The 14214-nt window shown below is 64.9% G+C and carries 9 protein-coding genes; 4 read left to right on the forward strand and 5 right to left on the reverse strand.

Annotated features, from left to right (window positions below; all coding sequences use genetic code 11):
* Positions 1-492: 492 nt before the first annotated feature.
* The 4 genes from SNE35_RS24290 to SNE35_RS24305 all read right to left on the reverse strand — a co-directional run bounded on the left by SNE35_RS24290 (position 493) and on the right by SNE35_RS24305 (position 7149).
* On the reverse strand, positions 493-2826 hold the full coding sequence (locus SNE35_RS24290; RefSeq protein WP_320425607.1) for a PAS domain S-box protein: 2334 nt from the start codon (positions 2824-2826) through the stop codon (positions 493-495).
* Between the two features lie 33 nt (positions 2827-2859).
* Positions 2860-3681 carry an alpha/beta fold hydrolase gene (locus tag SNE35_RS24295; RefSeq protein ID WP_320425753.1) on the reverse strand — a complete coding sequence of 274 codons (822 nt, stop codon included), beginning with the start codon at positions 3679-3681 and terminating at the stop codon, positions 2860-2862.
* A 753-nt stretch (positions 3682-4434) separates the two neighbouring features.
* Positions 4435-6435, reverse strand: coding sequence for an ATP-binding response regulator (locus SNE35_RS24300; protein ID WP_320425608.1), 2001 nt, complete (start codon positions 6433-6435; stop codon positions 4435-4437).
* A 15-nt stretch (positions 6436-6450) separates the two neighbouring features.
* On the reverse strand, positions 6451-7149 hold the full coding sequence (locus SNE35_RS24305) for an MEDS domain-containing protein (protein ID WP_320425609.1): 699 nt from the start codon (positions 7147-7149) through the stop codon (positions 6451-6453).
* Between the two features lie 173 nt (positions 7150-7322).
* Between SNE35_RS24305 and SNE35_RS24310 the strand changes: the two genes are divergently transcribed.
* Both SNE35_RS24310 and SNE35_RS24315 read left to right on the forward strand, forming a co-directional pair.
* Complete coding sequence (locus SNE35_RS24310; RefSeq protein ID WP_320425610.1) at positions 7323-8009, forward strand: RNA polymerase sigma factor; 687 nt, start codon at positions 7323-7325, stop codon at positions 8007-8009.
* Between the two features lie 488 nt (positions 8010-8497).
* Complete coding sequence (locus SNE35_RS24315) at positions 8498-11116, forward strand: excinuclease ABC subunit UvrA (protein WP_320425754.1); 2619 nt, start codon at positions 8498-8500, stop codon at positions 11114-11116.
* Here the strand turns inward: SNE35_RS24315 and SNE35_RS24320 are convergent.
* The gene (locus SNE35_RS24320; RefSeq protein WP_320425611.1) at positions 11111-12133 is read right to left on the reverse strand and encodes an aldo/keto reductase; all 1023 of its coding nucleotides are present in this window, start codon (positions 12131-12133) and stop codon (positions 11111-11113) included. The two genes, SNE35_RS24315 and SNE35_RS24320, sit on opposite strands and share 6 nt — an antisense overlap.
* 160 nt (positions 12134-12293) lie before the next feature.
* Between SNE35_RS24320 and SNE35_RS24325 the strand changes: the two genes are divergently transcribed.
* Together SNE35_RS24325 and SNE35_RS24330 are read left to right on the forward strand one after the other, a co-directional pair.
* Positions 12294-13142 (forward strand): PA4780 family RIO1-like protein kinase, encoded by an 849-nt coding sequence (locus tag SNE35_RS24325; RefSeq protein WP_320425755.1) that lies wholly within the window; start codon positions 12294-12296, stop codon positions 13140-13142.
* Positions 13143-13409: 267 nt separating this feature from the next.
* Positions 13410-14213: an alpha/beta fold hydrolase gene (locus tag SNE35_RS24330; protein ID WP_320425756.1), complete on the forward strand. Its 804-nt coding sequence runs from the start codon at positions 13410-13412 to the stop codon at positions 14211-14213.
* Position 14214 lies beyond the last annotated feature (1 nt).

Raw genomic sequence — 14214 nt, forward strand, 5'->3', positions numbered from 1 at the left:
TCCACGCCGCATAGGCGCTCGTGCGAGACTGTACGCCATGTCGAGAAAGCTAACGCTTCAACTGAGCGCACTCCAGCGCGCCAGATCGAGCGGCAGCGAGCCGCGACCGTCCTCGACAAACGACATGCTGTCTTACTGGTGCAGTGGTTACCGTCCGACCCGTCCCCATGCCTCCTTCTGCGATATTGAGGCCGTCGGAACCCCGTGGACAGCTCGCTTCAGCCGATGGGCCGTGCCAGCATCCAATGCCACGCTCCGCGTTCCGTCAGGCCCGGTCACTTCAAAGTGCCGGGCCTTTTTATCGTAGACATCGGGTGCGTTGGACTGTTCGGGTCTCGCACGCTTTTCCGCGTGACGCGCCTCCCCGAGGCGGAATTCAGGCTTGCGGATCTGCTTGGCTCAACTCGGCGCGAAGGGGCTCTCCGCTAGTCGAGGACGCAGCACGCCGCCAAACGCTAGTCAGGAATTCGGCATGGGCCCGTACCCTCGAGCTCAACGAAACCCGTCGAGCAGTTGGCGAACCTTGTTGACGAGAGCGATGAATTCGAACGGCTTGGTCATCACCTCCATGCCCGGCTCAAGGAATCCATTGCCTACCGCTGCGTTGGCCGCGTAGCCCGTAATGAACAGAACCTTCAGGTCGGGCCGCTGCAATCGCGCTGCATCTGCGATCTGACGACCGTTCATGCCGCCCGGAAGACCCACGTCGGTGATCATCAGGTCGACGCGTGTCGTGGCCTGGAGCAGACTGAGTGCCGAAGCGCCGTCATGGGCCGCGAGCACTCGATATCCAGCGTCCACGAGAACCTCGCTCGCAAGGATGCGTATCTGATCTTCATCTTCAACGAGCAGGACCGTCTCGCCCGCGCCCGCCTCGACCGGAGGTGGCGCGCAACCCACGGTGTCCGGTTCTGCAGCGCCCAGGTAGCGGGGAAAGTACAGGCACATCGTCGTGCCCTTGCCCAGTTCCGTGTAGACCCGGACAGCTCCGCCGCTTTGCCGCGCAAAGCCGTAGACCATGGACAGTCCGAGACCCGTGCCTTCCCCTGTCGGCTTGGTCGTATAGAACGGATCGAAGATGAGCTTGGCGACATCGGGTGACATGCCTGTACCGTTGTCCGAGACGCACAATGAGATGTACTGCCCTGGCGGGAGTTCACGGTCGTCAGCGGCCTGATCGTCCAGCCATTTGTTGGCGGTCTCGATGGTCAGCGTCCCGCCGTGCGGCATGGCATCACGGCCGTTGATGCACAGGTTCAGCAGCGCATTCTCCAGTTGGGCCGCATCGAGCGTCGCTGGCCAGAGTCCCGCGGCGCCCACGACGGTCAGCAGGACCTCCGGCCCCACGGTCCGGCGCACCAGATCCTCCATGCCGCTGATCAGGCGGTTGACGTCCGTGGGTTTCGGATCCAGCGTCTGTCGTCGCGAGAAGGCCAGCAGGCGCTGGGTCAACGCGGCCGCCCGGCGCACGGACGCCATGCCCATCGAGACGTAGCGGTCGAGCCCTTCCGTCTTGCCCTGCTTGAGGCGTACGCGCAGGACCTGCAGCGCGCCGCTGATGCTGGCCAGCAGGTTGTTGAAATCGTGGGCGACGCCACCCGTCAGTTGGCCCACCGCCTCCATCTTCTGGCTTTGGCGCAGCTGCGCCTCCGCCTTCGTCAGCGCGGCAGCCTGCTCCTGTTCGATGGTGACGTCACGGCCATGCGAGTAGATCAGGCCACCTTCAAGGCGTGTCGACCATGACATCGTGCGATACGAGCCATACTTGGTCCGGAACCGATTCAGGAAAACCTTCTGGCCCACGTAGCGCTCGGGAACGAAACGGCCATCGCGCAGCGGCGGCTGAAAGTCGGGGTGGATGAAATCCGTGACCTTGCGCCCAAGGAGCTCGTCAGGCAGCCATCCCAGGATGTCGAACGAGGCCGGACTGACGGACTGCATCATGCCGTCCAGGTCGATGACCATGATGACCTCGTGCGCGTTCTGCCAGATGCGGTCCAGATCCGCGGCCACCTTCGCCGCTGCCAGCGCAGCAGTCTTTTCGGCCGTGATGTGCCGTCCGGTCGCGAAGATCAGCTCGCCGTCGGGCGCCGCCACCCACGACAGCCATCGAAAGCCACCGTCCTTGTGCAGGTAGCGGTTCTCGATCACCGCCAGCGTTTGCCGGGATGCAGTTTCCAGCGCCTCGGCGGTCAGGCGCAGATCCTGCGGAGCGATGAACTCCATCACATTGCGGCCGACCATCTCGCCCTCTGCCCAACCGAGGATCTTGGTCGCCGCGGGATTGACCGACAGAAGTCTTCCCGTCTTGTCGAGCGTGAACAAGATGTCCGCCGACGTGTTCCACAGGCTGTCGCGCTCGCTGACGCGCTCCGCGATCAGGCGTTGCAACTCGCCATTGAGGCGCTCCATGGCGTCGGTCTGCCTCTTGCGCTCCGTGATTTCAAGGAACAGGACGGCGAATCGCTCGTCGTCGACCTTGAAGGCGTGTCCTTCGTACCAGCGATCAAGCGTGCCGACCTGGCGCGTGAACGTCGTGCTGACACCGGTCGCCACCACCTCGGCAAAGTCGTCGATCCATGCGTCCTCTATGCCGGGAAAGACTTCCCGGATCGTGCGGCCGATGGCCGCTTCCTGTGCCACCCCGACCAGCTTGGACCAAGCAGGATTGACCTCGACGTACTGCCAGTCCCGCACTGAACCGTTGGCGCCGCGAACCAGCTTTCCGAGGATGAAGCCTTCATGGAGGCGCTCGAAGACCAAGCGCCAAGATGCATCAGTGCGCTCGTCCGCTGATCTTCGTTCCGGATACAAGGTCGGCGCCATCAGCATTCTTCGAAAAGCAAGCAGTGCGGCACATCAGCTGCGGACGAACTCCAGCAGGTCCTGTGTCAACCGGACCTTCTCGGTGACGAAGAGGCCATGAGGCGCGCCGTCGTACTCGATCAGGTTCGATTGCGCAATGCCGCGAGCGGCTGCGCGGCCGGCCGTGTCGATGGGCACCGTCTTATCGTCGGTGCCGTGGATGATCAGGGTCGGCACCCGGAACGCCGGCAGGTCGGGACGGAAGTCCGTGGACGAGAAGGACTTTGCGCAGGCCAAGGTGGACCTCAGGCTGGCCTGCATGGCAGTATTCCGAGCCCATTCCAGGACTTGATCGCTGACCGGATGCGACACGAAGCTGACGCCAAAAAAGTCTCTGAAGAATCCGGCAAAGAACTTGGCCCGGTCTTCCTTCATGCCCTGCGCCATCTTGTCGAACTGTTCCTGGTCAACGCCATCCGGGTTGTCGGGCGTCTTCAACATGAAGGGCACGACCGAAGAAACCAGCGCGGCCTTCGCGACGGACTTCCCGCCATGGCGGCTCATGTAGCGCGCCACCTCGCCGCCGCCCATCGAGAATCCGACCAGTGTGGCGTCGGTCGCTCCGGTCTGCTCGATCACGGCAGCAAGATCATCGGCCAGCGTGTCGTAGTCGTAGCCATTCCAGGGCTGCGAAGAGCGGCCGAACCCACGCCGGTCGTAGGCGATCGCACGGTAGCCGGCGTCGGCCAGGGCCATGGCCTGGTCGTCCCAGGAATCCGCCGACAACGGCCAGCCATGTAACAGGATGACGGGCCGGCCGCTGCCCCAATCCTTGACATAGAGCTTGCTGCCGTCGGCGGTAGTGATGTGCTTCATGAGGACTCCGAACAATGTGGTTGGACACGCAGAGCGATCTCGCTCTGCTGAAGGGGCCGGCTCCTCAGCAATCCAAGGTCCCGATTGCTTCCCGTTGATGCGGCGGAAATGAAAAAGGCCCGGCACGTGAAGTGACCGGGCCTGACGGAACGCGGATACGGACATGTGCTAACACGAGCCATCGGCTGGAGCGAGCGGTCCGCGAGGGTTTCGACGACTTGAGGGTCTCAGGAGTCGGAACCGTTGAGGATCAGACCACCTGCCAATCGCCTGTAGGACGCGAACTACGTGCTCGACCGGGCCCGCTAGCAGTCATCCCACAGGAACACGGCGCGGCCGGCGATGACAAACTCGCTCCAATCGATGGCGCAATGGCGCCTGATTCCCTGCAGGGGGAGGACGAGGCGTCAATCACGGAGGCCGCCACGGGTGTGCCCCGCCGGCGGCCGGAAGCCGGTCATCTGTGAGTCGGCGAGCTGGGGCCCTCTCAAGCGCATCCTGCTGGACGGCGTCGCGACCGCACGGGGAGTTGCCGCAAGGATGTAGCCGCCCACAAGTTTCGAAAGATTGCCGATATCGCAGACTGCGGCCTGCGAGGTGCGCGACAACCAGGGCGGCTTGATCGTCGTCGACTTCGCGTCCAGCAGGAGACGAGCTTCTTAGTGTGCCGCGCGCAAGCCGCAGTACCGCGGTCGAGCAGCTCGCTGCGACGAACCCTCTCGGTCCAGCGGCTCTGCGCGCGGGGCGTCCCGCTCAGATGTTTGCCAATCTCCCGGCCGTCAGTTGCTCGATCAGAAATTCCAGCCGTCCCGGCCAGACGGGCTTCACGGCATGCGCGTCGAAGCCCGCGGCGCTGGCGCGCGCCTTGTCGGCCGCAAGGCCGTAGCCGGTTAGCGCCACGAAGCGTGTGCTCGGCGCCCCAGCATGCCAGCGCATGCGGCTGACCAGTTCATATCCATCCATCGCGGGCAGGCCGATGTCGATCAAGGCGACGTCCGGTGCCTCCGCGGCGAACATCGATAGCGCCTGTTCCGGGTGGTGGGCGACTCGGACCACATGCCCGCTGGCAACCAGGACCGCTTCCAGCGAGGCGGCCGCATCCTCGTTGTCGTCGACGATCATCACCCTGCGCGGTGTCGTGGCCGCATGCGTGGGCAGGGCCGTCCCCGACGCCAGTTCAGAGGCCGGATCCGCCGGCGGCAGGCGCACGATCACCTCAGTGCCCCGGCCCGCACCCTCGCTCTTGGCCTCCACCGTGCCGCCATGCAGCTTGACGATGTTCTTGACGATGCTCAGGCCCAGCCCCAGGCCGCCCTGTGCGCGGTCCAAGGCTTGACGGCTCTGCGTGAACATGTCGAACACGGTGGGCAGGAATTCGGCGGCGATGCCGATCCCGTTGTCGCGGATGCGGAACACGGCCTCGCCCTTCTCTTCGCGGGCCAGCAGCTGCAACAGTCCGCCGGGTTCGGTGTACTTCGCCGCATTGGCCAGCAGGTTCGACAGCACTTGCGTCATCCGGGACACATCCGCGCCGATCTCAAGGCCCGGCGCTACGTTTAACTCAAGCCGGTGCCGGCGTTGCTCCAGCAGCGGCTGCACCATCTCGACGGCACGCTGCGCCAGAGACTGTACGGCCACGCGCTCCCAGGCCAGTTCCACCTTGCCGGAGCTGATGCGCGAGACGTCCAGCAGGTCGTCCACCAGTCTGACCAGATGCTGGGTCTGCCGGCGCAATATCTCCAGCGGCCGCGGCGGCACGCCGCCCATCCGCTCCAGCAAGGTGGTCACAGAGACGATCGGCGCCAGCGGGTTGCGCAGTTCATGGCCCAGCATCGCCAGGAACTCGTCCTTCACCGAATTGGTGTGCTCGGCTGTGGCGCGCGCGCGGATCTCCCGCTGCAACAGCAATTGCAGCGCGCTGACATCGCGCACGGTGCCGATAGCGCGGTAGGCCGTGCCGTTCACCTCACGCAGGAAGTACACGTGCTCGCGCACATGGATCATGGCGTCCTCAACGCCGCGCACGCGGTACTCCGCGCTCCACGACGAAGCGCTGCCGACCAGCCCAGCATCGAAGCTAGCGACGACGCGCTCGACATCGTCCACGTGTATGCGCTGCCGCCGCCAGTCCGGCCGCTTGGAGACACGCGCCCGGCCGCCGAACAATTGTTCCAGGTTGCCACCCCACCAGACCTCGTTCTGTGCGACGTTCCAGTCCCACAGGCTTTCTTCAGTCGTCTCAGAGAAAAGCCGCAACCGCTCCTGGTCCCAGCGAGCCTGCGTGTGGCGCCAAGCCGTCTCCACCGCCGGGCCGGCCAGGGCGGCAATGGTTTCGACGACGCGTTGCGCCTCGGCTCCCTCCGGGCCGGACGGACGGCCGACGACCAGGGCACCGGTGGGCCGTCCGCTGCCGTTCAGCAGCGGCACGGCGAGCAGTTCAATGGCGCTGCCCTCAGGTAACAGCGCGCGGACGATGGTTTCGTTCTCGTCATCCCGCCTCAATTGCAGCGGCCGCGGCTCCAGCAGAATCCTGCGGTGGATCGCATACAGCGCAGAGCGAACTGCCGCCGGCGACGACGTGCCCTCGGGTGCGAGCACGCAGGCCTGCTGCCAAAGCCTTCCTGGCAGGACATGCGAAGCGAATGCGGGCTGCTGCGTCGCAGACTCCGCAGCGCGGCGCGCGCAGCCGAGCAACTCTTCATGGCCCGACAGTCCCAGCAGCTCCCGCGCGAAATGGATGAGATCGAAAGCCACGTGCCTGCGCGGGCCTCAGGTCGGAACGCCCGGCATGGCCTTGCTGCTCACGTTCACCAGATTGGCAAGGCGAGTTTCGAGAATGCCGCTGCTGCGGTCCGCCGTCAGGAAGGCCTCGGGCGGCACGTAGTACATTGAGGCATTGTCGAAGCCCTCCGTGTCCAGCAACACGCTCGGATGCGTGTGCAGTACGTCGTTCATCAGCTCCGCGTCGAAGCGGCGTTGGTCGTACTGGCAGATCGAATATGACTTGGCGCCGGTCGCGTAGAAATCGTTCAGCAGCGCTTCGTATTCGACCAGGCGCTCGGAGCCTGGATCGCCGGCCAAGGCCCAGGACATCTCGCCCGTCACTCGCAGCGCTGCATAGCCGGCCCGCAATGCGGCCTCGGTCTCGCGCCCTAACATCTCGATCATCCGCTCCGGCTGGAACGCGCCGTCTACAAGGTAGACCTCCTTGGCCGACTGGATGACCAATTGCCCGCTGGCCACCAGCGCATCGACGTCGATGTCCGCCGTCTGCAGCGTTGTCCGCAGTCGGTCGGCCGTCTGCAGGTGCACGAGGTAGAGCATTCTCTCGTGCCGCTCGATTCCCAGGCGGACGAAATCGATGGTGATCTGCCGCTGGTCCGCATCGCTACGGAATATGCCGCAGTAGTGATCTCCCGGTTGCATGCGTTCGAGGGCAGGAAGCACGGCGTGCTTGTCGGTACACATGGGAGGTCCTTCGCGGAGCGGGATGAATCCCTAGTGTATTTCTCGTCATCGAACAGCCCGCGTCCAATCGGCGAATCCCTAGCTATCGGCCTCATGACGTCCTACGTACGGCATGCAAACAAACCGTTACAAAACATTGCCCGGCATGGGCGGCGGTGTCCTGGAGCGAAAAATTGAACGAAGCAACTCACGCCTCCATTTCCGCATCAGATGCGCCCGCCATGCCAGCCAATTCAAGGAATCGACACTCGGCTGAAGCACCAGCAGGTGCCGGGCGTCTGAACGACCTTCTGGTCAGAGCCGCCGGAGGCGACCAGCGGGCGTTCCACCACTTTCACTGCCTTACTCGTCGATCACTGCTGTACCGCGTGCGGCAATCCATCGGGAACGCACAGGATGCCGAGGACGTCTGCCAGAAAGCCTATCTCCAGGCTTGGCGCGCTTCGCCGAGCTTCGACCCGTCCCTGGGTCAGGCGTCGACATGGCTCGGAAGGATTGCACGCAATCTCGCGGTCGATCACTTTCGTCAGCGCTCCAAGGACCATGCCTTTCTTCCCGGCAGTGGAGACGAATCGGTGCTGGCGGCGGTCTCGTCAAACGAACCTGAGGCCTGGGAGCGACTGCAGCAGCTCCAGAACTCTGCACTGCTTCACAAGGAACTGGCCCGGCTTCCCGCAGAGGTCCGCCAGGTCGTGATGATGTCCATGCACCATGGCTTCAGCCTGCGCGACATCGCCGGTCACCTCGAGACGCCAGAAGGAACGATCAAGAGTCGTATGCGCCGGGCCCTTCTGGTCCTGCGGGCGAGTTGGCCTGACTTCGATGTAAACGTTGGTCGGGCAGTTTTCGGGAATTCCTGACAGTCCTGATTGGCGGCGTGAGAGTTCACCCAGAGGGTGGCGCACTGGGTTGCAGAGATTTTCGGAGCAGTTCTCAGAGCCGTCTTCGCGAACGGGAGTCTCAGGCGACGCTCCGCGTTCCGTCTGGCCCGGTCACTTCACGTGCCGGGCATTCACCTCGTTCGCACCGCGAATGCAAGGGTGGTTCCGCCTGCACAACGGGTACATCCGCGTCAGCGACATCCGGCTGTCGCGCAACTCGCAGCGAGATATCGGATACAGCGGCAATCTTGCGATGGAGCAGTAGCAGCCCCAGCGGGCGCCGCGATTGCCCGCCCCGCTTCGATCCTGTTCGTGTTGTGCCTGCCCAGATCGCACCTGAACTCCAAGGTCTCCGGCAACCGAGGTTCGAAGAGGAAAATCCCCACGGACACCCCGCGTCCGCCCCCAATTCCGCGGTAAGCGAGACCATCAGACAAGAAGCCTGTACAAGCCGAACACCAGTTCCCATGCCCTCACGAAAAGCCAGCGCGCCAGCGACTACCGCCCCGTCGACCACACCAGGCTTTGTGCGCGTGCGCGGCGCGCGAGAACACAACTTGAAGAACGTCGACGTCGACATCCCGCGCGATGCGCTGGTCGTGTTCAGTGGCGTGTCCGGCTCCGGAAAATCCTCGCTGGCGTTCGCAACCATCTATGCCGAGGCACAGCGGCGCTACTTCGAATCGGTGGCGCCGTATGCCCGCCGGCTGATCGAGCAAGTCGGGGTGCCAGCTGTCGACTCGATCGATGGCCTGCCGCCAGCCGTAGCCCTGCAGCAGCAGCGCGGCACACCCAGCACCCGCTCGTCGGTCGGCAGCGCGACTTCGCTGTCCAGCCTGCTGCGGATGCTCTATTCCCGCGCCGGCCACTACCCTGCCAAGCAGCCAATGCTCTACGCGGAGGACTTCTCGCCGAACACGCCGCAGGGCGCCTGCCCGACCTGCCATGGCCAGGGCCGCGTCTACGAGGTGACCGAGGCCTCGATGGTTCCCGACGACTCGCTGACGATTCGGGAGCGGGCGATCGCCGCTTGGCCACCGGCCTGGCACGGCCAGAACCTGCGCGACATCCTGGTCACGCTGGGCCACGACGTCGACAGGCCCTGGCGCGACTTACCCAAGAAGACTCGCGACTGGATTCTCTTCACCGAAGAGCAGCCCACCGTCCCCGTCTACGCCGGTTTCACACCAGCGGAGACACGCGCCGCGCTGCGCAACAAGATGGAGCCGAGCTACCAAGGCACCTTCATGGGCGCGCGCAAGTACGTGCTCCACACCTTCGCGACGACGCAGAGCCCGCTGATGAAGCGCCGCGTGTCGCGCTACATGATCGCGAGCGCCTGCCCTGCATGCGAAGGAAAGCGGCTGAAGCAGGAAGCGCTATCCGTCACCTTCGCCGGCCTGGACATCGGGGAACTGTCACGCCTGCCGCTGCGCGAGCTGGGCGGCGTGCTCGCCGCTGCGACATCGGGCGAAGCGCCCACAATGAAGGGCCGACACATCGATGCGTCGGCGCGCCGGACCAAAGACCATGCTCATGCCGGTTCGTCGGATGTGCGGCGCACCCCCAACGAATCCGAGGAGAAACGGATCGCCGCCCAACGGATCGCCCACGACATGCTCGAGCGCATCACGACGCTGAACGAACTCGGCCTGGGCTATCTGTCGCTGGACCGGACCACGCCAACCCTGTCCTCGGGCGAACTGCAGCGCCTGCGCCTGGCGACACAGATCCGCTCGAACCTGTTCGGCGTGATCTACGTGATGGACGAGCCATCGGCCGGACTTCACCCGGCCGACGGCGAGGCCCTGGTGTCCGCGCTGCAGGCGCTAAAAGCCGCCGGCAATTCGCTGTTTGTCGTGGAGCATGACCTGGGCCTGATGCGCAAGGCGGACTGGATCGTCGACGTCGGCCCCGACGCAGGCGAGCTGGGCGGGCATGTCCTGTACAGCGGGCCACCGGCAGGCCTGGCGAATGTGGCCTCGTCGCACACGGCAGCCCACCTGTTTCCCTCGGAGCGCCCCTTGCGCCGGCCACCCCGCCCCGCCAGCGGCTGGCTGGAGCTTCAAGGTGTGGTGCGCAACAACCTTCGAGGCGTCGACGTCGCATTCCCACTCGGTGCGATGACGGCGGTCACGGGCATCTCAGGCTCGGGGAAGTCCAGCCTCGTCAGCCAGGCTCTGGTGGACCTGGTGAGTGCAGCGCTTGGGGACGAGGCGCCTTCTCCCGAAGCCGACGATGAACCGGACGCTGATGCGATCGCCCGCGAAATCACCCATGGACGCATCGTCCGAGGCGCCGATCGACTGCGCCGGCTCGTGCGCGTGGATCAGAAGCCCATCGGCCGCACCCCGCGCTCGAACCTCGCGACCTACACCGGCCTGTTCGATCACGTCCGCAGGCTTTTCGCGGCGACTCCGGCGGCCCGCGAGCGGCGCTATGACGCAGGTCGGTTCTCGTTCAACGTCGCGAAAGGACGTTGCGAGACCTGCGAAGGCGAAGGCTTCGTCAGCGTCGAGCTGCTGTTCATGCCCAGCGTCTACGCCCCCTGCCCCACCTGCCATGGCGCACGCTACAACGAGGCCACCCTGAAGGTGAAGTTGCGCGGCCGCAGCATCTCCGACGTGCTGCGAATGACAGTGGACGAGGCGAGCGCATTCTTCAGCGACGACGCTGCGTTGGCACGGCCACTGGCGCTGCTGCAGCAGATCGGCCTGGGCTATCTCCGACTGGGTCAGCCGGCCACCGAGCTGTCCGGCGGTGAGGCGCAGCGCATCAAGCTCGCAACGGAACTGCAGCGCGCCCAACGTGGGCAGACGCTGTATGTGCTGGACGAGCCGACGACCGGCCTGCATCCCGCGGACGTGGACAAGCTGCTGGCGCAGCTGAACCACCTGGTGGACGCCGGCAACACGGTGGTCCTGGTCGAGCACGAGATGCGCGTGGTTGCGGCCTGCGACTGGGTCATCGATGTTGGGCCCGGCGCCGGGGACGACGGAGGACGCCTGGTCGCCTGCGGTTCGCCGCAGGAGGTGGCACGAATGGACGGCAGCCGCACCGCGCCCTATCTACGCGCCGAACTATGAGGCGGTCTTCGGCGTCGGCGCATTCGGCTCGATCAACGATTCCCGCTTGAGCTCCTTCCAGAAACCCTCGGGAATCCTGGCATGCATCGAGTTCCAGTTCTGCTGGATCTGCTCAGCGCTGCCCGCGCCGACGACGAGGGCCACGGCCTCGGGCGCCGCCGCCGAAAACTGCAAGGCGGCGGCACGGAGGTCCACGCCGTGCCGCGCTGCCACGGCTCTCAGCCGCTCGCGCTTGTCCAGTGCCTCGGCCGGGATCCGGAAATTGTCCTTGCCGTAGTTGTAGCGCGGGCTGCCCGAGATGAAGCCGGCATTCAGCGACGAGCCCATGACCAGCGCCACCTGTCTGGCTCGCACTGCAGGCATCACTTCGTTGAGCGCATTGGCGTGATCGACGAGCGAATACTGGCGAGCACACAGGCAGACGTCGGGGTCTGCATCCTCAATGACCTTGAGAATCGCGTATGGCGTGTTCACGCCAACGCCCCATGCGCGGATGACCCCTTCGTCGCGCAGCCTGGACAGCGCGGGAAACGCACCCTTGCGCGCGATCCGGTACTGTTCCTTCCAATCGGTCGGGAACCAGGCGAAATCCGGCGACAGGTCGTGGACGAAGACCACGTCGAGGTACGACACCCCCAGCCGCTGCAAGCTGTCCTCGATCGAACGGAGCACGCCATCGGCGCTGTAGTCGATGACCAGATCGTTCGGCGAATCCGAGAAGGGGAACATCTTCTCGTGCCGGTTCTTTCGTGAGGCCTTGAGCAGCTTGCCCACCTTGGATGACAGCAGGTAGTCTCCGCGCGGCTGCTGGTGCAGGAAATGACCGAAGCGCCGCTCGGCCAGCCCGAGGCCGTACCACGGGGCGACATCGAAGTAGCGTACGCCCATGTCCCATGCCATCTCCAGCGTGGCCTGGGCTTGCTGGTCGGTGCGCTTCTCGAACTCGTTTCCGAGGGATACGCCCCCGAGCCCGAAGCGGAACTCGGGCTTGAAGATCTGCTTGGCACGACTCGGCATGGACGACTCCTCTCGACAGGAAGGTGAGCTCCTTCGCTGGCAATCGACATACCCCCGGCGTAGGACTGTGCGGAGACCGATCACCGGACGGTAGGCCGCTCTTGCGCGATACACGCGTCGGGTTTCGGGCCGCTCCTGGTCACCGCGGACAATGCACGCCATGAAATCACCGAAGAGACTGCAGGTCCTGATCGACGAGGGCCTGATCGACAGCGTCCAGCGCCAACTGATGAGCGGCAAGGAAGCCCAGGTCTTCGTTGTGAGGAGCGGCGGCGAGATCCGCTGTGCCAAGGTCTACAAGGAAGCCTCGAATCGCAGTTTCCGCCAGGCCATCGACTACACGGAAAATCGCCGGGTCAAGAACAGCCGCCAGGCGCGTGCGATGGCCAAGGGCACGAAGTTCGGCCGCGAGGCGCAGGAAGCCGCGTGGCAGAGCGCAGAGGTCGATGCGCTGTATCGGCTGGCTCGCGCCGGCGTGCGAGTGCCGAAGCCCTTCAACTTCTTCGAAGGCGTGCTCCTGATGGAGTTGGTGTGTGACGAGCATGGCGACGCCGCGCCACGGCTCAACGACGTCCTGTTCTCTGCCGACGACGCCCGCGCACACCACGCCACCCTCATCACCGAGGTCGTGCGCATGCTGGTCACGGCCGGGGTCGTGCACGGCGATCTGTCCGAGTTCAACATCCTCCTGGGCGCCGACGGGCCGGTCATCATCGACCTGCCACAGGCGGTCGACGCAGCCGGAAACAATCATGCGCAGCGCATGCTGCTGCGCGACGTCGGCAACCTGCGCGACTTCTTCGGCCGCTTTGAGCCAGAACTATTGAAGACGGATTTTGGCTCCGAGATCTGGGACCTCTACCAGCGCGGCGCCCTGCATCCCGAGACACCGTTGACGGGCCTGTTCGAGCACAAGATCGGCACTGTCGACCTGACCGGCGTCATGCGCGAGATCGATGATGCACGGGCAGAGGACGCGGCCCGCCGCTTACGCATCGCCCAAGGCTGAAGCCTGGGCGCCGAAAACCTACGGCACCAAGGCCCGACGTGCTCGCCGGCCCAACGAGCGCGGCCTCGGATGTCATGCGGTGCTACCCTGTGCTTGGCTCTGGGGCCATTGCGGACGCATCACGGTGTCCGCGCCCCGATGGTCGCGAGCTGATCTGCGGCCACTTTGACGAGCCACACCCAATCGGGAAGCTTCTTGGCGCATGCGCGGCACCTGGCTTGCCATGCCCGGCACGAGACCACGTCCGCCATCGCCCAAGGAACTTCCATGAACCTCCAGCACCGCAACAATGTCCAACTCAGCGGCGCCGGTCCCGCCACGATGATGTTTGCCCACGGGTTCGGCTGCGACCAGACCATGTGGCGCTACCTGGCGCCGGCGTTCGCCGACCGTTTCAAGATCGTCCTCTTCGACCTGGTGGGCAGCGGCATGTCGGACCTGTCCGCCTACGACCCGAAGAAATACGACACCCTTCACGGTCATGCCAGCGACGTCCTGGAGATCGCTGAACAATTCGCCGAAGGGCCGGTGGTGTTCGTCGGCCACTCCGTGAGCGCCACGATCGGCATGCTTGCGACGATCGCGGCGCCGCAGCGCTTTGCAGCGCACATCATGGTCGGGCCCTCACCCTGCTACATCAACGACGACGACTACCTGGGCGGCTTCACGCGCGAGGACATTGATGGACTCCTCTCCGCGCTCGAAAGCAACTACCTGGGCTGGTCGAGCAGCATGGCCCCGGCCATCATGGGCTCACCGGAGCAGCCGGAACTCGGCGTGGAGCTCACGAACAGCTTCTGTCGCACCGATCCGGACATCGCCAAGCACTTCGCGCGGGTCACATTCCTGTCGGACCACCGGCAGGACCTGAGCAAGGCCAGCACGCCTGCGCTGATCCTGCAGTGCAGCGACGACATCATCGCGCCGGTGTCCGTCGGCGAGTACATGCACCGGACCCTGCCCTCCAGCAAGCTCGAGATCATCGAGAACGTCGGCCACTGCCCCCACCTCAGCGCGCCGCATGAGAGCACGACAGCGACCGAGCAATTCCTTCAAACTCTGGGCCTTTGAA

The sequence above is a fragment of the Roseateles agri genome, assembly GCF_034043675.1.
Classification (GTDB): domain Bacteria; phylum Pseudomonadota; class Gammaproteobacteria; order Burkholderiales; family Burkholderiaceae_C; genus KK5.

What these genes read in the sequence shown, in the direction of transcription:
- SNE35_RS24290 (WP_320425607.1), bottom strand. Translation starts at nt 2,826, where the DNA reads ATGGCGCCGACCTTGTATCCGGAACGAAGATCAGCGGACGAGCGCACT.
- SNE35_RS24295 (WP_320425753.1), bottom strand. Translation starts at nt 3,681, where the DNA reads ATGAAGCACATCACTACCGCCGACGGCAGCAAGCTCTATGTCAAGGAT.
- SNE35_RS24305 (WP_320425609.1), bottom strand. Translation starts at nt 7,149, where the DNA reads ATGTGTACCGACAAGCACGCCGTGCTTCCTGCCCTCGAACGCATGCAA.
- SNE35_RS24315 (WP_320425754.1), top strand. Translation starts at nt 8,498, where the DNA reads ATGCCCTCACGAAAAGCCAGCGCGCCAGCGACTACCGCCCCGTCGACC.
- SNE35_RS24320 (WP_320425611.1), bottom strand. Translation starts at nt 12,133, where the DNA reads ATGCCGAGTCGTGCCAAGCAGATCTTCAAGCCCGAGTTCCGCTTCGGG.
- SNE35_RS24325 (WP_320425755.1), top strand. Translation starts at nt 12,294, where the DNA reads ATGAAATCACCGAAGAGACTGCAGGTCCTGATCGACGAGGGCCTGATC.
- SNE35_RS24330 (WP_320425756.1), top strand. Translation starts at nt 13,410, where the DNA reads ATGAACCTCCAGCACCGCAACAATGTCCAACTCAGCGGCGCCGGTCCC.